25 protein-coding genes are annotated in these 24,234 nt (G+C 56.2%); 13 read left to right on the plus strand and 12 right to left on the minus strand.

Going from position 1 to position 24,234, the window contains the following annotated elements; genetic code table 11:
• Positions 1 to 14: 14 nt before the first annotated feature.
• Genes ACT6VE_RS06565 through ACT6VE_RS06575 form a run of 3 tightly spaced genes read left to right on the plus strand, consistent with a single transcriptional unit; the run spans position 15 to position 3,927 of the window.
• Positions 15 to 1,274, plus strand: coding sequence for a hypothetical protein (locus ACT6VE_RS06565; RefSeq protein ID WP_444797796.1), 1,260 nt, complete (start codon positions 15 to 17; stop codon positions 1,272 to 1,274).
• 16 nt (positions 1,275 to 1,290) lie between these two features.
• Positions 1,291 to 1,638, plus strand: a complete 348-nt coding sequence (locus ACT6VE_RS06570; protein ID WP_444797797.1) for a hypothetical protein — start codon at positions 1,291 to 1,293, stop codon at positions 1,636 to 1,638.
• A gap of 3 nt (positions 1,639 to 1,641) precedes the next feature.
• Positions 1,642 to 3,927 (plus strand): sialidase family protein, encoded by a 2,286-nt coding sequence (locus ACT6VE_RS06575; RefSeq protein WP_444797798.1) that lies wholly within the window; start codon positions 1,642 to 1,644, stop codon positions 3,925 to 3,927.
• A gap of 144 nt (positions 3,928 to 4,071) precedes the next feature.
• Here ACT6VE_RS06575 and ACT6VE_RS06580 read toward each other — a convergent pair whose 3' ends face one another.
• On the minus strand, positions 4,072 to 5,754 hold the full coding sequence (locus ACT6VE_RS06580) for a calcium-binding protein (RefSeq protein WP_444797799.1): 1,683 nt from the start codon (positions 5,752 to 5,754) through the stop codon (positions 4,072 to 4,074).
• A 332-nt stretch (positions 5,755 to 6,086) separates the two neighbouring features.
• Between ACT6VE_RS06580 and ACT6VE_RS06585 the strand changes: the two genes are divergently transcribed.
• The 3 genes from ACT6VE_RS06585 to ACT6VE_RS06595 all read left to right on the plus strand — a co-directional run bounded on the left by ACT6VE_RS06585 (position 6,087) and on the right by ACT6VE_RS06595 (position 7,599).
• Positions 6,087 to 6,914, plus strand: a complete 828-nt coding sequence (locus ACT6VE_RS06585; RefSeq protein ID WP_444797800.1) for a glycoside hydrolase family 108 protein — start codon at positions 6,087 to 6,089, stop codon at positions 6,912 to 6,914.
• Between the two features lies 1 nt (position 6,915).
• Entirely contained in the window at positions 6,916 to 7,167 is a 252-nt protein-coding gene (locus tag ACT6VE_RS06590; protein WP_444797801.1) for a hypothetical protein, read from the plus strand.
• 132 nt (positions 7,168 to 7,299) lie between these two features.
• Positions 7,300 to 7,599 (plus strand): hypothetical protein, encoded by a 300-nt coding sequence (locus tag ACT6VE_RS06595; protein ID WP_444797802.1) that lies wholly within the window; start codon positions 7,300 to 7,302, stop codon positions 7,597 to 7,599.
• Positions 7,600 to 7,740: 141 nt separating this feature from the next.
• Here ACT6VE_RS06595 and ACT6VE_RS06600 read toward each other — a convergent pair whose 3' ends face one another.
• Complete coding sequence (locus tag ACT6VE_RS06600; protein WP_444797803.1) at positions 7,741 to 8,328, minus strand: hypothetical protein; 588 nt, start codon at positions 8,326 to 8,328, stop codon at positions 7,741 to 7,743.
• Between the two features lie 286 nt (positions 8,329 to 8,614).
• On the opposite strand from ACT6VE_RS06600, the gene ACT6VE_RS06605 reads away from it, so the two are divergent.
• The gene (locus ACT6VE_RS06605) at positions 8,615 to 8,860 is read left to right on the plus strand and encodes a hypothetical protein (RefSeq protein ID WP_444797804.1); all 246 of its coding nucleotides are present in this window, start codon (positions 8,615 to 8,617) and stop codon (positions 8,858 to 8,860) included.
• A 201-nt stretch (positions 8,861 to 9,061) separates the two neighbouring features.
• Here the strand turns inward: ACT6VE_RS06605 and ACT6VE_RS06610 are convergent, their stop codons facing one another.
• Complete coding sequence (locus ACT6VE_RS06610; protein ID WP_444797805.1) at positions 9,062 to 10,081, minus strand: hypothetical protein; 1,020 nt, start codon at positions 10,079 to 10,081, stop codon at positions 9,062 to 9,064.
• Positions 10,082 to 10,116: 35 nt separating this feature from the next.
• Between ACT6VE_RS06610 and ACT6VE_RS06615 the strand changes: the two genes are divergently transcribed.
• Positions 10,117 to 10,629 carry a RipA family octameric membrane protein gene (locus ACT6VE_RS06615; RefSeq protein WP_444797806.1) on the plus strand — a complete coding sequence of 171 codons (513 nt, stop codon included), beginning with the start codon at positions 10,117 to 10,119 and terminating at the stop codon, positions 10,627 to 10,629.
• Positions 10,630 to 10,788: 159 nt separating this feature from the next.
• On the opposite strand, the gene ACT6VE_RS06620 is transcribed toward ACT6VE_RS06615, so the two are convergent.
• Positions 10,789 to 12,108, minus strand: coding sequence for a calcium-binding protein (locus ACT6VE_RS06620; protein ID WP_444797807.1), 1,320 nt, complete (start codon positions 12,106 to 12,108; stop codon positions 10,789 to 10,791).
• 604 nt (positions 12,109 to 12,712) lie between these two features.
• Here ACT6VE_RS06620 and ACT6VE_RS06625 point away from each other — a divergent pair.
• The 3 genes from ACT6VE_RS06625 (at position 12,713) to ACT6VE_RS06635 (ending at position 13,611) form a co-directional block, all read left to right on the plus strand.
• Positions 12,713 to 12,955: a hypothetical protein gene (locus ACT6VE_RS06625; RefSeq protein WP_444797808.1), complete on the plus strand. Its 243-nt coding sequence runs from the start codon at positions 12,713 to 12,715 to the stop codon at positions 12,953 to 12,955.
• A 196-nt stretch (positions 12,956 to 13,151) separates the two neighbouring features.
• Complete coding sequence (locus ACT6VE_RS06630; RefSeq protein WP_444797809.1) at positions 13,152 to 13,337, plus strand: hypothetical protein; 186 nt, start codon at positions 13,152 to 13,154, stop codon at positions 13,335 to 13,337.
• Positions 13,306 to 13,611: a hypothetical protein gene (locus ACT6VE_RS06635; RefSeq protein WP_444797810.1), complete on the plus strand. Its 306-nt coding sequence runs from the start codon at positions 13,306 to 13,308 to the stop codon at positions 13,609 to 13,611. Before ACT6VE_RS06630 ends, ACT6VE_RS06635 begins: the two co-directional genes overlap by 32 nt.
• 119 nt (positions 13,612 to 13,730) lie before the next feature.
• On the opposite strand, the gene ACT6VE_RS06640 is transcribed toward ACT6VE_RS06635, so the two are convergent.
• Entirely contained in the window at positions 13,731 to 14,900 is a 1,170-nt protein-coding gene (locus ACT6VE_RS06640) for a calcium-binding protein (protein ID WP_444797811.1), read from the minus strand.
• A gap of 361 nt (positions 14,901 to 15,261) precedes the next feature.
• Here ACT6VE_RS06640 and ACT6VE_RS06645 point away from each other — a divergent pair, with 361 nt between their 5' ends.
• Positions 15,262 to 15,543 (plus strand): hypothetical protein, encoded by a 282-nt coding sequence (locus ACT6VE_RS06645; protein WP_444797812.1) that lies wholly within the window; start codon positions 15,262 to 15,264, stop codon positions 15,541 to 15,543.
• 13 nt (positions 15,544 to 15,556) lie between these two features.
• On the opposite strand, the gene ACT6VE_RS06650 is transcribed toward ACT6VE_RS06645, so the two are convergent.
• The 6 genes from ACT6VE_RS06650 to ACT6VE_RS06675 form a co-directional block, all read right to left on the minus strand.
• A complete protein-coding gene (locus ACT6VE_RS06650; RefSeq protein ID WP_444797813.1) occupies positions 15,557 to 15,697 on the minus strand; it encodes a hypothetical protein in 141 nt (46 codons plus the stop codon).
• Positions 15,694 to 16,365, minus strand: a complete 672-nt coding sequence (locus tag ACT6VE_RS06655) for an SOS response-associated peptidase (protein ID WP_444797814.1) — start codon at positions 16,363 to 16,365, stop codon at positions 15,694 to 15,696. Before ACT6VE_RS06655 ends, ACT6VE_RS06650 begins: the two co-directional genes overlap by 4 nt.
• A gap of 899 nt (positions 16,366 to 17,264) precedes the next feature.
• Positions 17,265 to 17,966: an ImuA family protein gene (locus ACT6VE_RS06660; protein ID WP_444797901.1), complete on the minus strand. Its 702-nt coding sequence runs from the start codon at positions 17,964 to 17,966 to the stop codon at positions 17,265 to 17,267.
• Positions 17,967 to 18,052: 86 nt separating this feature from the next.
• Positions 18,053 to 19,393, minus strand: a complete 1,341-nt coding sequence (locus tag ACT6VE_RS06665) for a M10 family metallopeptidase C-terminal domain-containing protein (protein WP_444797815.1) — start codon at positions 19,391 to 19,393, stop codon at positions 18,053 to 18,055.
• A 648-nt stretch (positions 19,394 to 20,041) separates the two neighbouring features.
• Positions 20,042 to 20,284, minus strand: coding sequence for a hypothetical protein (locus ACT6VE_RS06670; RefSeq protein ID WP_444797816.1), 243 nt, complete (start codon positions 20,282 to 20,284; stop codon positions 20,042 to 20,044).
• A gap of 304 nt (positions 20,285 to 20,588) precedes the next feature.
• Positions 20,589 to 22,352: a calcium-binding protein gene (locus ACT6VE_RS06675; RefSeq protein WP_444797817.1), complete on the minus strand. Its 1,764-nt coding sequence runs from the start codon at positions 22,350 to 22,352 to the stop codon at positions 20,589 to 20,591.
• 545 nt (positions 22,353 to 22,897) lie between these two features.
• Between ACT6VE_RS06675 and ACT6VE_RS06680 the strand changes: the two genes are divergently transcribed.
• Positions 22,898 to 23,593 (plus strand): SDR family NAD(P)-dependent oxidoreductase, encoded by a 696-nt coding sequence (locus tag ACT6VE_RS06680; protein WP_444797818.1) that lies wholly within the window; start codon positions 22,898 to 22,900, stop codon positions 23,591 to 23,593.
• A gap of 186 nt (positions 23,594 to 23,779) precedes the next feature.
• Here the strand turns inward: ACT6VE_RS06680 and ACT6VE_RS06685 are convergent, their stop codons facing one another.
• A complete protein-coding gene (locus ACT6VE_RS06685; RefSeq protein ID WP_444797819.1) occupies positions 23,780 to 23,956 on the minus strand; it encodes a hypothetical protein in 177 nt (58 codons plus the stop codon).
• Positions 23,957 to 24,234 lie beyond the last annotated feature (278 nt).

Here is a 24,234-nt window from a genome sequence, read left to right on the forward strand (position 1 = left end):
ACCTCGAGGGCATCATGGCAATCGATCATATTTCGACGGGTGATACCGGGTCGATCTCTAAAATCAACGCGGCCATAGACAGGGTCAATGCGTTCGAAGACGGCAAAATCGATAATGCCATCGGGTCCGGGCGCGTGTTGGGGCGGTCGTCTCCAGATGTCGGACCGGTTGGCTCCCTTGTTGTCACTGGCGGTCTGGAAGCGGCGTCTGGGGATCTGCGTATCGCAAACGAAGGCGTTACTGCGGCAAAACTTGGCCCTGGTTCCGTCCTCAATAACAAAATGGTGGATGTGCCAACAAACACATTCAAGGGGCGCGTCGCGGCCGGTGCGGGGTCTCCTACAGACCTCACCGTATCACAGATGAAGACTGCGCTCGGCATCGCAACGCTCGAGACTGGGCTTAGCGACGAGGTCACTGCTCGATCCGACGCTGACGCCGCAGAAACCGACGCTCGCATCGCCGCTGTTAACGCAGAAGCCAGCACGAGGGCCAGCGCTGACACGGCGGAATCTCAGGCGCGGGCCATTGCTGTTGCGGGGCTACAAGGCCAGATTAATCTTCGGGCTACGAAGGTCGAGTTGGCCGAAGAGATCACAGCTCGGCAATCTGCCCTAACGGCGGAAGCCGACGCTCGTATCGCCGCCGATGCGGAACGCCCAACCTACGGCCGCGTTTCCGGTGCGACCCGACCGGGGGAGGCGATTTCGTACTTCACCGACGAAGTCGACGGTGACCCCGCTGTACTGGCACCTTTGCCAGGGGCGGCGGCTGTGGCCTCTGCCTACGGCAATGTCGTAAAAATCGCGGGTGCTGGCATCGTGGCCCCTGTAGCGGCGTGGCGCATCGAACCCGGTCATCTCTACCGTGTCCGCTTCGTAGTTAGACGCGCTGTCGATACCGAAGACCCGGCAAATGATGCCGTCCGCCTCGGGGTGCGTTGGCTGAAGTCCGACAAGACCGGAGCCGCCACGACGGAACTCGCCAATCTGCTGGATATCACGGTTGCCGACGGCCGCGTCGAATACGTCTTCACACTTGCGACCGTTGGCGCAGATGACGTTGACGCTGCGCCGCCTGCAGATGGTGTCTACTTCCGTCCCTTCATACGAACCTTTGGCGGCGGCGAAACGCACGTCGAGGTCATTCAGGTTGTAGATGCGACCGACGCCGTCGTGTGGTCGCCGGACGTCGAACTCCTCATGCGCGAGATCGCGGCCCTAACCGCGCAGGTTCAGTCGCTCACTGACCGAGTGACTACCCTCGAATCCTAATCCCAAGGAAATCATCATGGCAGCCTTCACGGTTGCCGCCGGCACTGACTGGATCGACACCATGGTGTTCGGGACGGTCAATGATCGCTGGCGGCTGGACGACTACGACATCTGGCTACACGTCAAGAAGGAAGGCGACGACACCGTTCTCCTCGATCTCACCACGGCAAACGGGCGGCTGGTGATTGCCGACGCTCCGGGCCGCCGACTTGAGATCAACGTCGGTTGGGAACTCATCGAAGCAGTTGAGCCCGGCCCGTTCCTCTTCGACCTCCTCTTTGAAAACAAGACCACGGAAGTCCGCTCGCGAAGCGGGCCGCACACGCTTGCGATTTCCCCTGGCATTACCTTTCCGGAGCCTTGATCTATGACGCGACAGCTTTCAAATCCCGTCTATCTGGCGTCTCCTGAAAAAGGTGTCGATGGGCGTGGCATCCTTACGGGCGCCCGCGCTCCCGTCATGACTGACGGACGCATTGGCGACTTCTGGCTCGATAGCCGGACGGACGAGCAGAAGCTCTACGGCCCGAAGAATGCCGGCGCATGGCCGGACCTCGGCTTCATCAAGGGCAACCGCGGCTGGACGCCCGTGTTCTCAGCTGTGACCGACGGCGTGCGCCGCGTGCAGCGCATTGTCGACTGGCAGGGCGGCGAGGGCACCAAGCCGGCGACGGGCAAGTATGTTGGGCCTACCGGCCTCGTGGATGCAGCAGGAGACGCGGTCGACATTCGCGGGCCTGAAGGTCCGGAGATGGTTATTTCTGGCCTTGATGACGGCGGGGATACGGCTTCCTATAGCACCCTCGTGCCGGCCGCTGACGTCGGTGACGACAATGTGCAGCGCCCGCTGATCGAGATGTTTTCTCCTGGTGGCTCTGTTGTCTTCAAGACCGTCTCCGATGCGCAAGCCGCAGCGGTCCCCGCGCGCATAGACCGAGTGTTTATCAATGAAATCGACGGATTCCGCGTCCGTGTCGACAGCGAGCCCTCTGCTGGCGGCAAGCATCGGAGCGCTGATCGTTTCCTTTCCGATGAGCAAGGTACAGATTCGGCGAATGGCGGCTGGTGGGGCGATCTGGCTGATGTTGGGCCGACACGGATCAGCACGGCTGCGAAAGCCGCTCTCGATATCGCCTCGGCACGAGTTGCCGCAGCCGTTGATTATCCGGTGATCACCGGAGCGAATTTCAGTTCGTCGTCGGAAGTACAGGTGCTGCTTTCGACCTCGGATCCAAACTCCTATTGGCACTTCGGAAGCATGGTCTTCGAAGCCGCCAAGAATCGCCTTCATTGGATGTTCAGGAGCGCGGCGGTTCACACGGCCATCGAGTCGCAGATCCTTTACATGTTCTCGGACGATGGCGGCGCCACTCTCTGGTCTTACGACGCAGACGGCGATCTCGTTTCCGGGCCTTCCGCTATCCTAGCCTCGCCATCCGGGCGTGATTACCGCGACGTATGCCTTGGCATCACCCCGGCAGGCGACATTCTCGCCATCTACACCGATCTACCAATCGTCGGCGGCGCCGCACCCGTTCGGCGTATGCGATCGGGGGACAGCGGCAAGACGTGGGAATCACAATCGGTGATCTTCACCCACTCGTCGACCGGAGCCCGAGCCTATGGTCGGATCAAGGTTATTCCCGGTGAGGGCAAGTCTCGGATGGCTTTCACCATGTACCGCACTGACACGAACGACGTGCGCTTGTGGGTGTCCGAGGACATGGGAGCCACCTGGACAATGGGCTCGGCGATCTTTTCGGGCAGCGCCGAAAATGAAACGGAGGTTGCCTTTTGGGGCAATTGCGGTGTTGCCGTCGGCCGGAAGAACTCCGCCGGCATGTCGGTCGCGGTAACGGAGGATTACGGAGTAACGTGGACAAAGTTGACCGATGTGCTCGGTAGCGTGACCGCCGACGTCGCTCCAACCGTGGACATTGTCCGGGATCCTTACGGCACTGTATGGGTCGTCCTGGGGGTCTGCAGTCGTGCAAATGATACGATGCGCTGGTTCTCCGGTACCCTCAAGGACGTGCTCGCCAATGGCGGCGATGGGTTCGATTCATATTTCGACAGCGCGACAGACATGCAAGCGACGTCCGGCTATCACGTACCCCAGCGCCTCCCCAGTGGCGAATTCGCGGTGTTTGAAGTGAAAGAAGACAACTCGGGCGGCCGAGTACTTCGCCTCCGTCGGATGCAGATTGAGAAGTCGGTCATGATGGCACGAAAATGGACGCCGCGACTTGTGAGTGGAAGCACGATGAGCGCCCTCGGAAATGAGGCGACCTATAGCTCGCAGTTTGGACGCTATGACCGACTGGGGGATCTCATCCGGTTCGAGGGATACCTCCAGATCGCCACGAAGGGCACGCTCGCCGACGCCAACAATCCCCGGCTGACCATGCCTGGTCCAGGCGTTCCGTCTGGGTCGCAACTTGTACTGCGTCCGGCTGTGTTCGTGCCGCACTTCAGCAATGGGAACCTTCCCGCGGGCAATTACCTCAGCGGTGCTCAAGCACTCAACGGGCAGGGAACCGCTGCCCTTTATCGCAGCGGCCTGACGGGTTCGACGGCGATGGTGGCCACAGAAATAAATCCCACCTTCGCTGTGCGATTCTCGGGGAGCTACTACGCGGCGGTGACGAACTAACGCGGATGGCGCGGGCCGGTTTCGGTCGGCTCGCCCAGTGGAGGGAACATGATCGCAATAAGCAACATGCACCCGGCGAGCGGCCGGGTGGTGGCCACCTTCACCGCGACCGTTGGCAGCCTCGCAAGGTGCATGACAAGAGGCTTACAATATGAAGTCAGTCCCCTTAATATTAATTGCAGCATCCAGGCGGATGGAGAAGTCGATGACCCCATCGCCATTCAGGTCGCCGTGGATGAATGTGTCGCCATTCTTCGTGAGGTAGCGCAGCTCACCGGCCGTTCCGCTGAACTGGCTCGTTCCAACGAAGGTGAAGGCTTGGTTGCCCGAGATGGTGGTGCGCGCATCTATGGCAGATACGTCTATCTTATCGCCCGCCGCACGGGAAAAGTCGTAGATCGTGTCTCGTGCAGCCATGTCGCTTTCGCTGGCAGACCGGAACACAAACCTGTCCGCGCCAGCACCGCCGTACAGTTTGTCGGCGCCGAGCCCGCCAATCATCGTATCCGCGCCGCCGCCGCCATTCACTATGTCGTTTCCGCCTTCCCCGGACAGGGTGTTTGCACCGGCATTGCCCGAAATGGTCTGGCCGAATTCGTTCCCCGTGAGATTGATCGAGCCTGTGCCACTAGAATCGATCACCATAATCGTTTCCACCTCTGAGCCTGCTGAGAGAACAAAACTGGCGTAGGTTCCGACCATATCGTTTTCGCCGCCTCCCACAGTTTCGACCACCCGATCAAGCGTGTTGTCGACGTTGTAAGTATCCGAACCATTGCCGCCATAGAGGCGGTCGCCGCCCGTACCTCCGATCAACAGATCGTCGCCGTCGCCGCCCAGAAGAATGTCATCGCCGTCGCGGCCATCGAGATAGTCCTCGCCTGCATCACCATCCAGCACGTTCCTGCTGTCGTTCCCCGTGATTGCATTGTCTAGAGCGTTGCCAAAGCCGTCGACCAATCCAGAGCCGGTCAGCGTCAGATTTTCGACGTTTGCGCCTAATTCGAATGTCAGCGAAGTCTTGACCAGGTCAAACCCTTCGTTCGCCTTTTCGGTAATCTTGTCCGCGGCATTGTCGACAATATATGTGTCATCGCCCTTGCCGCCGGACATGGCGTCAGAACCCGCTTTGCCATCAAGAATGTTGCTGCCAGTGTTTCCATCCAGGACATTGCTGAGAGAATTGCCAGCACCGTTGAGGTTGCCCCCGCCGATCAATACCAGCCGTTCAACATTGTTCACCAGAGTATGACTGACTTTGCTTCTGACGGTGTCGGTCCCCTGATTGGCAGCTTCAATGACTTTGTCATATGCATTGTCGACGACGTAGGTGTCATTTCCTGTGCCGCCGTAAAGGGTGTCCTTTCCGGTCCCGCCATCGAGCGTATCGTTTCCGCCGTCGCCTTCCATAAAGTCGTCGCCGCCCGCGCCGGCAAGACTGTCCCCGTCGACCGATCCGAAGATAATATCTACTTTCTGAGATCCGATGAACGAAGCGCTCGTGGCGAAAAGAGTGACATCGAACTCAAACTGAAACTGCGTGCCATCAACGAAATCCCACAAGTCGTAAGAGCCCGCGTATGTCACTCCGGTTGTGATCGGCGCTAAGAACTGAGTCCAGAGAGGCCGGTCTCCTCCAAGCGACGTGTACATCGAATCGCCGTAGCTCCCGACATATACATTGGCCTCTCCTTCGAAGACGATGAATCCTGCCTCTTCGTCTTCGTATCCTGCGAGGCCATAGTAAAAGGATACGTCGACAGCGTTTCCGTTACGCGTGACTATGAATTCAGGAGACACGCCTGTAACTTCGTCAAAAATCTTCATGGCTTCGTATCCTGTCTCAGTGCTGCGCGGTATGCGGTAAATAATAGTTAACGGCGTATAAATACGCAACACGCCATAGCAGCTGAAGATAGTTTATTTCGAAGCGTTCTCCGGATTATTACTTTCGTCGACAGTGGCGAGCCAAATAGACAATTCCTGCCACTGGAAGCGCTTTGGATTAACGTTTCCATGTTCTCGCGCAGCATCCTCGCGTACGTCCGGCTCGTCCGGACCTTGCGCGCCTGAGTTGGTAAACGCTCTTCTGAGCCCTCGATCGTCCGCCATTGTGGCGATGTGCTGCCGCCTAATCCCCAAAATCCAAGGAGACCTTTATGGCTCGGGAAACCCTTCCCGCCGCCCTCGACCTCATGTTTGGTCACGAGGGCGGCTATGTGAACGTGAAGACTGACCGCGGCGGCCCGACCAAGTACGGCGTGACGCATAAGACGCTAGCAGCCCACCTTGCCGTGGCGTCTGTGACCGCGGAGCGCGTCAAAGCAATGACGTTGGCGGAAGCAACTGCCATCTATCAGCGGTCCTATTGGTCCCAATCGGGCGGCGACGTGCTGCCGGCGGGCCTAGACTACGCTGCGTTTGACTTCGGCGTGAACTCTGGCCCCAACCGCGCCGTGAAATCACTACAGGCGGTTCTTGCGGCCAAGGGCGGCTATTCCGGCAAGATCGACGGACACATCGGCGAGCAAACGATCGCGGCTGTGAGAGCGTATCCTGGCGGCGTGCGGATGCTCATCGGGGACTACTGCGAAGAGCGGATGCGTTTCCTCCGGTCGCTGGGCGGCAAGACTGGGTTTTCGGCAAACGGCCGTGGCTGGACTATCCGTGTCACGGGCAAAGACCCCAAAGGCCAGTACAAGACGCAGCTCGGTGTTGTCGGGAATGCGCTCCGGTTGGCCGCGGCAAAAAAGCCGGTTGCTGAGGTGCAGACTTCGGGCAGCGCAAAAGCCGACGGCCAGGATACCGGCATCGGCGAGGTTCTGAAGAAGCCGGAGGCTTGGGGTCCGCTCGGCGGCCTGCTGTCTGCCGTTGGCGCCATTGCCATGGGCAGCGGGCCGGTCCAGTGGGCCTTGGCCGTGGCCATGCTGGCAGGCGTCGGCGTGGGTATTGGGTATCTGATCCAGCGCACGCGTCGGGAGGCATAGGATGGCGATACTCCTAGGCCTCTGGCTGAAACTCAAAGGCTACCTGGCCGCTGCCGGCATGGCGCTCGCGATACTCGCGGGCGTTTTCCTCTATGGCCGATCCGACGGCAAGGCCGACGCAGAAGCCGAGCAGGCCCGCAACAATTCAAAAGCAATCAAGAAGGCGAGGGGCGTCGAAGATGCAGTTCAAGGTATGGGCAGCGCTGATGTTGACGCTGGTCTCGCTAAGTGGATGCGTGACGGCAAGCGGTAATTTCTGCGACGTCGCGCGGGCCGTGCGCCCCAGTGTGGAAGACAAGATGACGGAAGAGACAAAGCGGCAAATTCTTCGCGAGAACGAAAAGCTGGCGAAGCTTTGCGGGGTGGTGCCGTGAGTACTGAGTTGATGACAGCTTTGCTCGGTCTCGTGACGCTGGTCGGCGCCGCCTTCGGGTACTGGCGCTACTTTGAATCCCGCGTTGCCAGCGCCAAGGAGCGAGCGGACAAGGTGGCTGAAGACCTCGCCGCTCACCGGCTGCATACAGCCGAAACCTACGTCACCAAGTCCGGCATGCGAGAAATCAAAGACGAAATCCTCGGTGCCGTATCCGGCATTCGGGATGACGTCCGCCACCTGGCCACCCGCATCGACGGGATGCATGAGGCAGCCAATAAGGCTAAGCCTGTTACCAGGCGCCCGAGCTAACCCAGCCCCTCTGCCTCGCGGTGGAGGGGCTGTTTTAGTTTGCACCTTCTTTAAAGGCGCACGCATGCCAATCCCGACCTTGCCTTGGTCGAAGTGAGCTCGATTCTGATGGTCTACTATCGATCATCCCGCCGCGAAAAATCAGAGACCAGAGCTTGATGCGACCGCTAAAGAAGCGGCGTCAATATCGCATACCCATGCAACGATCGTTCCATCGGCGTTGGACGAGGCGCCACCGTTCGGAAGCGCTAGAAGATGGCTTCTGGCTGCCGAAGAATAAGCAACTGCCATAAGCCACCGATGGTTTGTAAAGGGTGCGCTTGATGAAAGTACGCCCCCTTCCATAAAGGGAACTACAAAGTTGTCAGGTAACTTTTTAAGCTTAGACCAGTCATTATTCGACGAATTCAGATTGGTAATCGCCGCGAGTGATTTTCCTGCGAACTGCCCTGAGTTTTGGGCGCTTTCAACCTTTAGCTCAAGCCAGATCAATTGCGTTTTATCGTCTGGATCGGTGATAACTAAATCACAAGCATCGTTACTTTCGACATCTTGGCAAAAATTCTTGTAGTGAAGCTCTCTTACGGGTAGCATTTGATATGTGGAAAACATGTTATTCGATATCGTAGTTTGAGCTGATATCTCCCATTGCGCTCCAGTCTGTATATGTTGCTTGAATTCACTGAAGCATTTTGAAATAATTTTATCTAAAAATTGAGCCGGTGTCATGATATTTCTTCTCTCTCTACCTACACTTGTTATGGGGTTTATGAGCAAAGATGTGTGCTAAGCATCATCGCTCCATAGAATATCGTCAAGATACCGGGTTTCTTTTTCAACACAAGTACAGCTTGCGCCCTATGCGGGCAATCACTGCATGTGATGCCCTTATGCGGGCAGGAATTATTTCCTAGCGCTGTTCCTGTTACAACCGTGGTAGAAGCAGCTTAGCGTACGGGAGAATGAGCATGGCGTCGTATTTCGTGGTTCAGTGCCTCAGCCAACTAAGCACGGAATGAAGCCAGAGATAGCCAGCCAGGCCAGTAGCGTCGTGCACGCACGGCGGGTGGCCGAACGCCTGGCTTTGAGCAATCCCATGGTCTTTGCATCTGTGATGGAAGGAGATCCAGAGAGTGGCGACTTTGGAGAACCGAAGCTGATCTATTTTCACGGCAACGAAATGCCAGAGGAAGTCCGCAATATGCAACCGATTAATGGGCCCGCGCGCCTGTGGAGCACGTCAATTTGTACGGCAGAATAAACCACGCTGCCTCTTCCGCCGCCTCGATAGACGCCTTCCGCGCCGCGGCCGCTTTCGGCCCATTGCGGACATTAAGGGGCAGATATGCTCATGATCGAGGTGGTGTGGAAAGCTGCCATTCTTAAAGCAAGTATCTGACATCTGCTCGGAGCCGCAGCTGACACCGGCGTTCTGCAGTGCGGCCAACGCTATTCTCGAAGATCACCGTCCGCACGAGGTGGGCAAGTTTTGCAAGATGCTTTCTAACAGGCGACTATCAAAAACTGCGCTGAATGGCATTTGTTCAAAGGCGCCGTCCTTTGTCACAATAAAGCTACCGCCTGATTCATATGCAGGCATCTGTACTCCGTGCTTAGCATATTCCTTCACGCAAAGTGCATGGTAGGTTGGGGCCTTTTCGTCATAACGCGCTGGCAGCGACACAACTACTACAACCTTGCTGCGGCATCGCTCGGCTAGATAGGACATCTCCCATACCGTGCTCGGGCCATCAAACGGAAGCAGGAAAGCCCCGTCAGAACCCGCCATCAGCGTTTCGACAAGATCCTGCCAACGCGAAGGTGAATCTGACCAAGATATTTGGTATGCAACTTGGGGCATGCCAAGGAGATCGTGTGGTCCGGCGAGCGTCCGTGTCGTTACTCGGTATGCAACCGCCCTGTGGAGTGTGCCTTCCAATGAGTTTGCGGCTGGCTCGTGGCCAATGCTGAAGAATTCCTCACGACCTCCTCGATAATCATTCACGATCTGATAGCGGCGGACGGACTCGAACGAACGAAAATAGCAAAACCAGAGGTCTTGTCGCTGTCCTGGGAAGGGCAGATCTAAGTCTGGTTTTCCAGTTGCAAGCCACTGTATCTGTCTGGAAATGTGCACGATGGGGGTATGGTGACGGGTGATCAAGGGAATGTCCTGATCTCCCTTCTGAAAGAGCCGCCGAGATGCGACCTTCTGCAAGATTGTCTCGGCAAGGTCGCAGCATTCCAGTCCGAGTGCGAGAGCCACTTTCGTAGGGAAGGCTGCTGGGTCCTCCGCGGCAAGTAAACAGGCCTGCGCGGCGCCGCCCAAGTAATCTACAAACCCAAGCAATTGTTCTGTGGAATACAGCGGCAGGTTGCCAAGCACCAGGCGGGCTTCCGCAGTGGCGGACGCCACATGCACTAGGACATCCGGCTTTAGGACTAAGTCGTCAGAGGTAGGCTTGTTACTGCTCTCGGTCATCAATAAACTTTCCCGTGAATGGAGACACTTCCGTCATGACAGACGAAAACCCACTTGCCGGAACCATCATGGCAAAACCAATGGCCCAGGATACGAAGCACGAGAGTGCGTCAACGGTACAAATCTACGATACTTTCGTGCAAACGATAACGGCTACAGAGCAGCGGCGGCAACAGACCTCAACCGCATACATGTCATTGCTCGCCGGTGTGGCAGCCGCACTCGGATTCTTCGCACAGATTGACCCAGCGTATCCAGTAGCAGTGCTATTTTTTCTCTCTATCCTCTGGTCTGAGAAGATCATCTATTACCGCGACATTGCCATGGCAAAGTGGCAGGTATGTCTCGATCTAGAATCCCGATTGCCGGTAGCTCCATTCACTCTTGAACGAGAAGCTCTAAAAAAGTTTCGGGGCAATAGAAGGGTATTTCGCGGTCTGTCGAATATCGAACGATACTTCCCGATGTGCGTCGCCGTGACCTCAGCGTTGTATCTTATATATCGGCTGGTAGGCTTACTATTTTCGATCCCGCTCACCGGCCCGTAGGTTGCTGTGCGAGGTGGAGATCGATGGCTCCTATTGGCGCGAAGCTGCCGTTACCTCATGCTGTGTTCTACTCCATCACTGGAATTTCGCCTGGATGAAACAGGATCGTCGACGGCCCATAATCTCCAAGTACTGGGTCTGCATCGCCGGCCCAAGGCTTCACAAAATAAAGTCTGTGGTCAGCATGTTAATCGCTGCATCTAAGCGGATGGAGAAATCGATACCACCATCGCCGTTCACATCACCGTAGATGTAGGTGTCACCGCTGATCTTCGAGTACCGCAGTTCCCCAGCGGATTTGCTGAAAAGGTCGGAACCGATGAAGGTGAAGGCCTGATTGCCACTCGTTGCCGTGCGGGCGTCGATTAATGAGAGATCAATTTTGTCGCCGCCGACGCGTGAGAAGTCATAGATCATGTCGCGCGCACTCAAGCTGCTGTCCGAAGGAGCTTGGAAGACAAATGTATCTGCTCCCGCGCCACCGTAGAGCTTGTCGGCTCCCGCCCCGCCGATGAGTTTGTCATTGCCGGAGGCGCCTGACAAAGTGTCATTGCCAGCTTTGCCGTCGAGCCTGTTGTTACCAGGGTTTCCGGTGAGGACGTTAGTCGCGCTGTTTCCGGCAGCACTTGCAGAGAGTTCGCCGATCAGCGTCAAGTTTTCGACGTTTGCGGCCAGCGTGTGAGAGATTGACGACTTGACTAGGTCCGAACCGTCATTCGCGTCCTCAACAACCTTATCGCCGGCATTGTCCACGATGAAGGTGTCGTTGCCCGCATCGCCGTACATCGTGTCTGCTCCGACTTTACCGTCGAGCGTGTTGTTCGCGGAATTGCCAGCCAATATGTTGCTTAGGGAATTCCCCGAGCCGTTCAGATTGCGGGTGCCTAGCAGTTGGAGGTGTTCGATGTTCGCCGCCAAAGTGTGGCTGACGGTAGTTTCCACGACATCAATGCCACCGCCGGCAGCTTCAATGACTTTGTCATATGCATTGTCGACGACGTATTGATCGTCGCCGCCGTAGCCCTCCATGCGATCGGCGCCTGCACCACCATCGATCGTGTCGTCGTCGCTTCCGCCATAGATAAAGTCGTCGGCATCAAATGTAAAAATCTGGTTTCCTTGGTTTCCTCCGAATACAAAATCGGTGTTTTCGGTCATTTCAATAGTCAAATATCTAGTATATGTTCTTCCATTATAGAATCCCATCGAGGGGAAAGACCAGTCGCTGTCAAGAGTGGATACATTAAGCTGTAGCTCATGCTTCCCTATTTCGGTGAACACCAAGTCCGTTATGAAGAAGTCGCTATTGTCACTATATTTTTTATAGAATTGTCCGTCGAGAGAAAACTCATAATCTGCTGCCCATGTGTCTTCTCCCGTCTCAGGATCCGTGTAGGTCGGTATATCTACTCGGATGTGAAAGCCTGTCTCACCAGGGGCGTTTCGCGCAAAGAATGAAAAACTGCTCGTGGGGGCCATGTATCCTCCGAAAGTGCTATTGAGGGTCTTGGCCCTTTGCATAAGTTAGAAAATATCAGTTCCAGTACGTTTCGCAACTTAAGGATCATCGCTGCTGGAGCGAGTGGCATCGGATTTTCTTCGAAGGATTGCTTATTTTCCCACCAGGACAACGGCGGCAAACAGCGACCACATCGACGGGCGGGGCGGCCGGTAGGATCCGTTGACGCATCCCTGGGCACAGCACGGATCGACCGGATGATGATTAAGCAGGGCGGCGGCTAAGGACGCTCCACGTCGTGTTTGACCTCATGAAGGAAATCGCGAGGCTTGGGGGTAGAGATCGTCGCAGGGCCCGGTGAGATTCTTTGGCGAGAACCGCAAAGCGCGGCTTCCAGGACGCGCTCCACGGCTCTCGGCTTGCGGCCATTTGATTGGGGGAACCAAAATGCTCAGTGGGTACCGGGCGACCGCGCCTCAGTAACCGTGATGGGAGCCGCTTGTTCCCTTGGCCAGATTTTATTCCACCGCCGACAGCACAGGCTGAAACAGGCTTACATTCAGGAGGGAACCAAGCCCTCCTCTTGGTCGTTTGTAAGCATCTACGAAAACAAGGGAGGGTGAGATGTTGCAGACATCTCTTGGTGGCGGCTTCGGCGCGCAACGATATGGCCTGCGCGCCTCCATAAACGCCGCGGTGGCATATGACGAACTGTGCGCTCAATATAAGATTGATATCCGATACGAGCCGCAGGCAATCATTGTTCAGGGGCGGCTTCCGCCGGCAGTGGTTCTGCGTGTGCGCATGATCATCTTTGACGTCGCTGGGTCAATTCCAGTCTGGGACCGGACGTTCTGGTTGGGTTGAAATGCTACTTTTCTGCCGGCCCCTTCTGCCACCGCCAGAAAAGCCTTCGCCCGCGTCGTAGGAGCTTGAGCTTGCAGCGAGCACAGTCTTAGTAACCTAGGTGACACACGCGATTCGAGTGGCACCGCTACAAAGTTGTCCTGAACAAACCGAGAGTTTTGGCGTTCACGCCACACTCAATCTAGAGGACGACGCCATGCCGCTCGCACCGCAGATTATTTTCGACGTTGTAACGAAGTCCGTGTCAATAATCTTTGGTGACGAACTCGTCACCTTGAAGGGGCCATTCGCCAGTCGCACCGAGGCGATGGCGGCTGCGATGGAGGAATGTGCAAGGCGGGGATGGCTAGGTGGCGATGGCGTGGACCGCAAAGACGAATGAACACGGCGCCCCTAATCTTCGCGATATCGCCGCCGATCAGAGAGTGATCTACTGGTGGGAGGGGATTCACCAAATGCACCAGCGACGCTTCAACAACAGCCTGACGGCAATCGCCTATCTCTCAGAGATGGAAAAGCTTGGATTGGCAGGAGACTACCGGTTTCGCCCCCGCGGCGACGCCGATCAACTGCCCTTTGTCGTGTCGTTTAAAATCGACCGGTTTGATGGCATTCAGCCAGCCGACGGCGCCGCTCGTGACCAGGACGAAGCTTAAAGACTCATCGAGAGGCTTATTCCACCCCCGGCATTTCGCCCGACTGAAACAGGATCGTCGGAGGCCCGTAATCCCCCAGCACGGGGCCGCATCGCGGCCCCAGACCTGTACCGCTCGTGTCACAGAATGAAATCGGACCCTAGGAGGTTGACCGCCGTCGCCAACCTAACAGAAAAGTCGATTGTGCTGTCACCATTGAGGTCTGCGTGAATGAACGTCTCGCCATTCTTCGTGAAGGCGCGTAGCTCGCCAGCGTTATTGCCGAAAGCGCTGGCGCCTATGAATGTAAAGGCTTGGTTGCCCCCAAGGGTAGTGTTCGCATCGATCTTGGATAGATCGATCTTGTCTCCCTCGATCTGGGAGAAGTCATGGATCGTATCGCGCCCAAGCATGTTGCTTTCCGAGAGGGCTTTGAACAAGAAAGAGTCTGCGCCACCGTCTCCGTGTAGATTGTCAACGCCTGCACCGCCGATCAGCGTGTCATTGCCGTCGCCGCCCCGCAGCGTGTCATTGCCCTCGCGGCCCCACAGCGTGTCATTGCCGCCGCGGCCGCTCAAGAGATTGGACCCTGCATTTCCTATGATCTCGTTGACGAGCTCGTTCCCAACGCCATTGATGCTATTGGTGGCGGCAGAACCTCCCAAAGTCAGAAATTCGACGTTCGAGGGGAGCGTGTAAGTGATTGAACTCTGGACCCGGTCGTAGCCTTTGTTGACAAGTTCAACGACGACGTCGCCGACATCCTGGACATAGTAGAAGTCGTCGCCATCCCCTCCACGCATTTCATCCGCCCCTGCGCCCCCATCAAGAACATCCCAGCCTGGGCCCGCCTTCAAGACGTCGTTTCCGCCAAACCCCAGAAGAGTGCCACGTCCGGATATCTGGTCGTCTCCGCTGAAGATGATCCGAAAAACGTTGATGGGGCTTTCAGTCAAAAACGTGTTGACGTCGAGGTCAAAGCCGCTGATTTCATAGGATTTTGGGTAAGTAATATGCCCATCGCGGTCATCCCAATATTCTAGGAGTTCGTCGAAGGAGTAGTTCGTCACATTCCCCGTCAGGTTTGTGACCTCTCCGCTGAGCTCATCGTTGGTATAATGGAAATCACCCGTGAAGGTCACCTCGCGGTGGTAGCGGCTCTCCTCATTTTCATAATCCTTGTTGAAAGTGAGATGCTCGGTTTCTTTAGGGCCGGGATCAGTGCTCGAATATTGCTGCAGGTCGATCCAGAACGGGAGGTTACGCATATTAACGGTACCGTCGGGATCAGTCGATTTGAAAACAGCCATATCCGCCTCCTGCATTTCGCTGATTGCAATCTAGGGCGGCTGCACTCGCGGTCAAGTAGTGGTATCTAGTGAGCGCTCTTCAGTGTCGACCCGGCGTCGTTCGATCGGACAATAGCCTTCCCCGCCTAGGAAAAAAATGCCCCGCTGGGGAAGTTGGGGCAAAGAGGCTTGATCAGCGCAGTTGGATAATCGCATCTGGTCAGGTTTGTTCCGCACAGCCGTTGCGGTCTCCCCTGGAACCCAAAAGACCAGATTCGACATCCGGCCAAAAGCGCGTACAGTGATGCGATGGACGGCATGTGTTACGGGCGCCGTCATTGAGAGCTGTTCCGCTTCCGCCCCAATAAGAGAGGGGTCGGCTATGAATAGTCACTCCACCAAATGCGCCTATCAACCCGATGAACTCGGTTCATTACAGGCAATTTTCAACGAAATAACCGGTCAGGATTGGTTCCCGCGCTCTCCCGAGATTCGCGAAAGCTTTGCCAGATACCTCTTCAGTTCGTTTCCCAATGGTGATTTTGATCCGACCGTGCACCGCTCTGTAGCGGAGGAAATTGCGCGCAGTATTTGCCAGGGGAGCAAGGATGAAACCTCGATGAGGATCGCCCCAGAGCATCCGCGCGAAGATGCGTTCGACTGAGGTCGGCGTTCAGTTACCGACCGAGATAAATCTCCAGCGCCAGCCAAGCCGCCGCGCCATTTAAGACCGCCGCCGCGAGCAGCGACCAAATCGTCGGCCGCATGCTCGCGAGGAGGGCAGAAAGCACCGCCAGGGCCGAGACAACGTAGATCATAACGAATTTACGATCGGCGCCGGCCGCTCGGTGAACCTCGAGCTGTTAATGTCCCGGCTAACGCGGTGCATCTGAGTTTGCCCGTCGAGGTGATGGCCGAGGATGCCCTTGAGGTTTTCCTTTGGCGTAGCCGGATTGAGCCAGCCGTCAAACACCTCCGGGTCGAGGATGATCGGCATGCGGTCGTGGATCTGACTGATAGGCGCGATCGATGGCGCGGTTATGATTGTGCAGCTCGTGACGTCGAGCTTCGTGTTTTGCGCCCATAGGCCGGCAAAGGCATAAGGGGCGCCGCCTGGCATCTGGATCAGCCAGGGGTCCTTGCCGCCGTCCTCTTCGTTCTTCGTCCATTCATAAAAGCCGTCGGCGGGGATCAGGCACCGCCGTGCTTTGAATGCGTCACGGAAAGCAGGAGAGCTGTCCACCGTTTCAATTCGGGCGTTGAACATGGCGGCCTTCGGCGTCTCCTTTGCCCAGTGCGGGACCAGCCACCACCGGCCATCATCGACCACCTGGTTGCCTTCTTCATCCAGTCGAACGAAAGGCACCGTCTGCGTTGGCGCAACGTTGTAGCGCGCCTCGGTGTTTCGAATGAGATGCTTGTCGGTCAGGCGGTACAGCCCGACCAGTTCGCGCCACGACAACATCTGTGTGAAACGTCCGCACATGGAACCACCTCAAATCGAGAAGAAGAAATATCGCGCCAACGGCGGGCCTAGGACAAGGACGACGAACGCCAGGAGCAAAAGCACCACCAGATAGGGGTGCAGTCGGAACGACATCAACTCCTCCCACGCAGAACCAGCCCATGCGGGTCTGCGCTTGAGATGCGGCGCCGGACGTCATCGTTTGAAAGCCGAGACAGGATGTGATGGTCCGCCAAGGAAGCAATGGCCGCGCAGGCCTCGCCCTCATCCCATCCCGCCTTCATCGCCTTCCACAAGAGGGTTTGAAACGCAGCTTCCAAGGCCTCTTCACATTGCATGAAGCGGTCCTCTGCATGCTCTGTTGGAAGCGGCCCGGCTATATGCATGTTGTGCGCCCTCCACCTTGTGAAGGATAAGACGGGACCGTCAGGGCGGCAAGGAACCATTTGAGGCGGACTTTCCGGGCTGCTTATAAGGGTAGTGTTCCCAGCACCACCACCGAACCGGTACGGCTTTTGATGACGCGTAGCCAAAGCCGCCCCACTGCTTGCACGCAGGCACCTCACAATAGTGCTCGAAAACGCCGGACGGAAATTTGTCGCTGTCAGTGTCAGCCAAAGTATTCTCCTATCCGGAACCGCCAGGGGTGGCGGGCACGTTAGATCGCCGTCGCGTCTTCTGTGCTGCCGGCTCATCGACGAGGATGTTAGCGGCCAGAAGACAGGGGAACCTTGCCTCGCATCGATTGGTTCCAGCGCGGTCGCAACCGATTGAAAGTCGCCGCCTGATCTCCACGAATTCGATGCCAGCGCCAAATTTCTTCACAAGCGCTTTCCGATCATAGACGCCGTGACGATCACACCGGCGGCAGTCCATGTCGATCGTCTCTCCTCGGAAATCTCTAAGCCGGGGAAGGGCCATTACGCCGTCCTCCATTGAAAATCGCTCCGTTGCAGGACAGCTTCGAGCCGCCCCTTGGTGTCGCAACCGGCAACGGCAATATCGAAGCTCTCGCCGGCGCGCGCCCGCATGAGTTCGAGGCACCAGCGCGGCCGGCCGACGCCTTGCACAGGCAATGGTTCTGAGGGAAGGGTGGAAACGCGCCACCTCGTTGCCGACGACGAAGGCTGGCCATAATCAGTGGCCTCCGTCTGTCGGCGCCAGCGGCGAATGATCAGGCCCATGGTGCCGGTCTTTTCCGCAGCGAGCTGTAAGCGTCTCGACGCCACCATCGGCAATCGAACCAGTTCGGCCACCATGACCGCGGTCCCGCCGTGGTTGAGTATCTCCTCAGCGCTCTCCATCACCCCGTCCTCGTCTGCGCTTTGAACGAAAGTCACTCTGTTGACGTCGAGGCCCGCTTGAGTAAGGGCGGGCGCGAAAAGATCGTCTTTCACCAGGCACCCAAAAACTGGCCCCTTCGTTCGTGCTGCGATGCCTGCGGTAAATGAGGCGGCGGTCGCGCCGTTCACCGTATCGCTTCCACCACCTGCCACTTCGTGGGTAGAGCCAAACGCCAACCCACCGTGGATACGGCTATCGACTTCCGGAACGCCGAAAGGAAGGCGAGGGCGCGTTGCGCGATTGGCGCCAGGAGGCGGCTCTCGTCTAGAGGCCGGCAGGAGCGAAGGTCGCCCTTGGCGTACTCCTACTTCATCTCCGTCATCTCTCCGGCCTGAAACAGAAACGACGGCGCAGGTCCAAGGCTTCACAAAATAAAGTCTGTGGCCTGCATGTTGATCGCGGCATCTAAGCGGATCGAGAAATCGATACCACCATCGCCGTTCACGTCACCGTAGATGTAGGTGTCACCGCTGATCTTCGAGTACCGCAGTTCCCCAGCGGATTTGCTGAAAAGGTCGGAACCGATGAAGGTGAAGGCCTGATTGCCACTCGTTGTCGTGCGGGCGTCGATTGATGAAAGATCAATTTTGTCACCGCCAACTCGGGAGAAGTCGTAAATGATGTCGCGGGTGGACACGCTACTCTCCGCGGCCGTGAGGAATACGAACATGTCCGCCCCCGTGCCACCATAGAGCTTATCAGCGCCTGCCCCGCCGATGAGTTTGTCGCTTCCGTCGCCGCCGAATAGACTGTCATTGCCCGCCTTGCCGTCAAGTCGGTTGTTTCCAGAATTTCCCGCAAGTGAATTCGCACCCGCGTTTCCCGCGCCGTTTGCCGAGAGCAGGCCTATCAGCGTTAGGTTTTCGACGTTTGCGGATAGCGTGAAAGAAATAGCAGATCTAACAAGGTCAGTTCCACCGTTTGCCGCTTCGGTGACAGTATCTCCCGCAATGTCGATGTCATAAGTGTCGTCGCCAGCGCCGCCGGTCATGCTGTCTAAGCCTACGCCCCCGATAAGGCGGTCATTACCAGTGCCACCGATTAGCGTATCGGCGCCTCCGCCGCCATACAACGTATCGTTTCCAGCACCGCCGTCGAGGTAATCGTTTGACGCGTCATCCGCTGCTAGATAGCCGGGTCGACCAACATGGACTTCGGGATCAATCAACGCGTCGGTGTTGCCGTTATAGTTGATGATAATCGAAAGAAACGCGCGGGACACACTTGTGGGGCTCCCCCCATATATCACATCGTCGCCCGTATTGCCGTAGAGTTGATCGGCACCGTAACCACCAAGAACATAATCGTTACCTGCCCCCGCTAATACTTCGTCATCTCCTCGTTGAGCGTTGACATAGTCGTCGCCGCCCCCGGCAAAGATAATATCAATGCCTCCCGTCGCCACAATGTGGTCACTTCCCGATCCCACGGATGCTACTTCGAGATCCAGCGATCCGTCGCCGTAAATGGTTGTGCCAGCTTGCATATTAGGTTCTACGTCGAGAACACCGTTCCGATAAAGATTTAGATCAAATATGTCAGTGCCGGCGCCCATCCGATAGGTATGTAAGATGCTACCTCCGGCAATCAGAGAAGGATTGTAAACCAAATCATTTCCATCAAGCGCATCTACGGAATAACCGAAGGTAAACTTTTCATTTCTGCCTGGAATGCCGAGGAAGTGCCGGTCGACAATTTCTCCCATCGCTAGCTCCTTTATTCAGGGAAAATTCTGAGGTCTGATCGGTATCACGCGGAAAGCTGTTAAACTGGGATTTTTTGAAGTCGCGACGGAACAAATAGGTAAGGTATTGTAGCGGGATGAGTTCATGTCGACCGCAGGACTCGTCACAGTAAAGCTTTGCGAGCGGCCGCGGCGGTTTCCACTCCCTCCAAAGTTGCGAGCGCATTTTGCAAGCCTTGCGGGGCGCCCTCCCTCTGATAGGCTAGACACTCATTCGTATGTGAGCCGCCGCTGCGCTGGTGACTGTTCGGTCTTGCCCAAGCTTAGTGGTTTCGAACGTGATCGGCTCTTGCCCTCTTCTTTGCTCCATGGATGCCTCACTGCTCGCCGGTTGCGGCCGCAGCGTCGACGTTGATTTCCGTCGGCGCGCTACTCCCACCGCCAAGGAGAGGCATAATCAAGATTGAGCCGAATATGACGATGAACATCGACAACAGGCATAGGCCGATAATGTTGATGCGGTGGTGCATTTTCTACCTGAAAACAAAGGCCCCGCGCTGAGGCGGGGCAGGAGGCTGAACTAAAAGTGGCGTTGGCGGAACGCGGTTTTCGCCGCTTTGTTCCGAGCTTCCTTGGGAAATCTCTAGAGCGAACCATCCTGCCGCCGCGTTAAGCCGTGCCGGCCTCGTCTTGCATCTCCACCAGTTCTGCGAGGTCGATGAGCAGCCTCTGAACGTCCGGCCCGATGCGAGCGTTATTGGCATCGATGGTCATCCGGATATTGGCAGCATAATGGGTCGGATCGAGCACGCCAGCCTCTTGAAGGGTTTTGACCAGAACGACCAACGCGTTCGTATGGGCGGCATGGATGGCCGCAATGGCTTGTACAATCTCGTCGGACTTCTTTGCCATCCAATTCTCCTCCAAGGTGCATGCCCAACACTTCTTCTTCGCAAGCTCGCCGCAGAGCGGTCAGCCAGCTATCGCGGATGATTAATGCCGCTCGCTCGCAAAATAAAAAGGTCGCTTCGGAGGGGGATCGAAGCGACCTTCTATTGCGGCGGGCTTGGAACCAACGTGAGCGTGGACACACATCAATTGCCGCACCCATCAAACGACATCGTCCGTCCCTTGTTCCACTCGACCTATTCTAATTCCATCTCCGGAAGCCCACCCGTCTGAAACAGGATGGTCGGCGGGCCGAATTCTGTTACTTCTAGATGATCGCGTCGGGCGTGAATGATATCAGGTTCAGTACGCTGTAGGTAACGGACGGGTCCGCTTCATCAACATAGATGAGAAAAAGCGCGCCCTGTTTGGCAAGCGATCCTTGATAGTAGTACCGCCCAGCAGATTCTTCATCAGTATAATCATATTCATCAAAGGGTCTGGCGTGGAACGCGGAAATATCGAATCTGTCCGCAGATGAAAGATCTTCAATTAAAACCGTCGTCGTTCCAAGTTCCGGTGTGCTGTCAACCTTGAACAGCACGCGGTCTTTGCCAGTGCCCGTGTGCATCTGAACCGTGACGTTCTTGTCGGTTAGAGTGAACTGGTACGTATCGTTTCCTCTACTGCCATTGAAAAACACCAATTTCAGATCGGGACCATATATCGACGGCAAGAGGGAGGTGTCTAGTTTCAGTTTATGCGTAAGCCCAGGTGCGTTGTTGGTATATGTGTCGATGTTTTTTACGAGCTTGTTCAGCCCAATTTTGGTTGAGATCTCGCCGCCATCCGGGTCAATGACTCTGTCGAGGACATCGTCAACGAAATAGGTGTCTCGACCAGCGCCGCCGTGCATCACATCCGCGCCCGCGCCACCGTCAATTGTGTCGTCGCCCGCCCCGCCGAAGATTGTGTCGTCGCCTTCGCCGGCGTCAATCTTGTCCTTGTGTTTTCCCCCGTAGATCCAATCATTTCCCCCGCCAGCGTCAACAGTGTTGGTGCCGTCTCCCGTAATGATTAAGTCGTTCGTCTTCGCTTCGGTTAATTTTGCATGCTTTGCCACACCGGGTGTGAAGGTGTCATTCGCCTTCGTGCCCCACTGCACGAAATCAAGGCGGTCACCCTCTGAAAATTCCTTTGAAAGAATGTCCAAATACGGCTTCAGTTTTGCCTTGAAAGCCTCCTTTGTCGCGCTTTCGGGGTCAAATTTGATTATTTCTTTATCTCGTTGGACAATTTTCTCGTAAACGCTTGACTGTTCGCCTTTCCGGCTAAACAAAAATCCTAGCCCCTCCGCGACTTTGTCGGGGTCCTTTTTGTATTTTGGCCCGAGAATATCGATCAAATTGGATTCGTCTTCTCGCCTATTCTGAAGGCCTTTCATATTATAGTTGGCATGATTGTAGCGTACTTCGTACCACAGCCTAGCGTGATTATCGGTTATTATCGCGTTGGCAATTCCAGACCCGATTAACGATGGAGAGTTATAGTAAAGCGAAAGCAGCACCAAACGTTCTTCGGAGTGCGCCGGAAGCGTCGCCCCGAGGGACTTCAATTTTGCGGATAACTCGTTCTCGACGGATTTGAAAAGCCCTTCTCTACCATCGAGCTTTTCTTTTAGCAGTCGGGATGCCTCGCTATCGGTGAGGCGAAGAGATGCGAGCGCCCGCTGCTCAGCTTCCGTACCTGCTTTACCAGCGGCGATGTCTAGAAGCTTCTTTGTCTTGGCGCCGGTCGGATCCTCCTTCCACGCCTTGATCATATTAAGTCCGCTCTGCTGAGTGGTAGATAGCTCGGCCGAGACACTTCCTTTTAAGGCTAGCTTGAACGCCTTTGTTATCAGATCGAAGGAATGGCTTTTGAGGTTGAGGCCATATCCCACGGTCGGGATGCCGACACCATCGTCGTGGACCCCCCCATACTTGGTGCGCGACGTTTCTCCGACGAGCTGTGGATTCTCGGACTTTTTGAGGTGCTTGACTACCTCAGCGTGGAAATCTCCAGAACTTATCTTCTTTACGTCGCGCAACATGAAACCAGCCCCTGCTTCTCGTTAACGCTATGAAAGGGATGGGCGACGGAACAGCAAGTGTACCGGCTGAACATTTTTTGGTGGGTATTGTATTTTAGCGAATTTGTTTCCTTATGGTAAAAGCCGGTTCGGACTTTCCGAGTGTTTCATCTCCTTACGACAGGAATATAGAGCCCGTTGAGACTTCTCCTGTCACAGGTCGGTTTGGGTCGTAGAATTCTTTGAACGTGCGTATTTGATGTTGCTTCCTTCTTGCACCGCATCTGCGTCGCGGCTCCACACCAATACGCCGGCATAGCTTCCCGCCAATAGCTTGGCCTCGCGCACCGCGCGCTCGTCCGTGTAGACCGGGCGCGGCTAGAAGGCCGGCACCAAATGCCTATCATCTGCCTTCATCCTACCGCCCCAGGTAGATCCCCAGCGCGAGCCACGCCGCCGCGGCATTGCGACATCTCGATTGTGGGCGTTGCCGTCTGTTCTCATTGCTTTGATACCGATACTGTTTTCTCGTATCTGTATCAGATTGCAATCCAAAGGTGATTTGAATGAAAAAGAACATCCTGATTGTCGGCGGCAGTTCCGGAGTCGGGCTTGAACTCGCTCGGCATTATGTCAACGAAGGTCATCGGGTGTGCATCACTGGGCGCAAAGATCGTGGCTTGGCGAATGTGCAATTCGTCAAACTGAATATCACGGCCTCTGTGGATGATCTTTCCAAGGGGATCAGCAACCTCACCGCGAGCTTTCAAGACGTGCATACGCTCGTCTACGCCGCTGGATTTCTGCAGCGCGGATCTATCGAAACACTGGATGATGAAGCGCTTACGACAATGACCAATGTGGGTCTGTTGGCTCCGATGATGCTGGTGGCGCGTCTGAAGCCTATTGCCCCGACGCCATTGAAGCTGCTGCTGATCACATCAAGCTCTCAATATACGCCGAGGCCGAAAGAGCCTGCCTATTCGGCAACGAAGGCCGGTATGGCCATGCTCGGCGCTTCGCTTGTACGTGATCCAGGGTTTGGGAAGGTGCTCGTCGCCGCTCCCTCTGGTATCCGTACGCCGTTCTGGGAGAAAACAGACGAGGACACCAGCACTATGCTGGATCCGGTCTGGACAGCCGAACAAATCGTGGCCCTTTCCGGAGGATCCTTCAAATACAGGTATGCAAAGCTTCTGAGGAATCCAGCGCGTGTCGAAGTTGTCGAAACACTCGATAACGATTTCGCCTTCATCGATTGAAACCACGATGTCCACCATTTGCGCGAAGCTACCGTCCACGTCATGGCTGCGTTCTATTCCATCTCCAGCAGTTCGCCTGCCTAAAATAGTATCGTCGGCGGGCAGATAGTGCCTTAGCTGTCGATCGGAGCCAACGCCGCCATTGCCTGGCGACGCATGGCGGCGGTCCTATGGGTAAGGCACCAATCAGATTGCAAAGAAGTCAGCGGCTGTCAGCGTTGGCGTTCCCGACAACGTTGCGAATTTCACCGCTTTGTACGTGCTTCCAGAACCATCACCGTCGAAGAACAAGCTCCCTGTGTCGGAGTTGTAGAGGATGCGGTCACTGGCGTCGTTCGGCCCCAACGTGATATCCTTGAACAAGCTCGACCCCAATTGGCCGACCGCAAGGGCTGAGACAGCGTAGACCATAGAAGGCTCTGTTGAGCCAGTTCAGCCTCCTCGACTGGCAACAGTACCAACCCATCGTCGGGCAGGGGGCGCTGCAGGGCCTTTGCCTCGTCCCATCCTGCCTTTAGTGCTTTCTAAACCAGCGCCTGGAATTCAGCTTCCAGATCCTCCTCACAGTGGAGCAACCTGTCTTCCGAACACTCTGTAGAGTGTGGTCCGCGAATAGCCATCGAGGTGAACTAGGGCGGCGC

Origin of the sequence: Shinella sp., from assembly GCF_052438155.1 — a bacterium.
GTDB lineage: Bacteria > Pseudomonadota > Alphaproteobacteria > Rhizobiales > Rhizobiaceae > Shinella.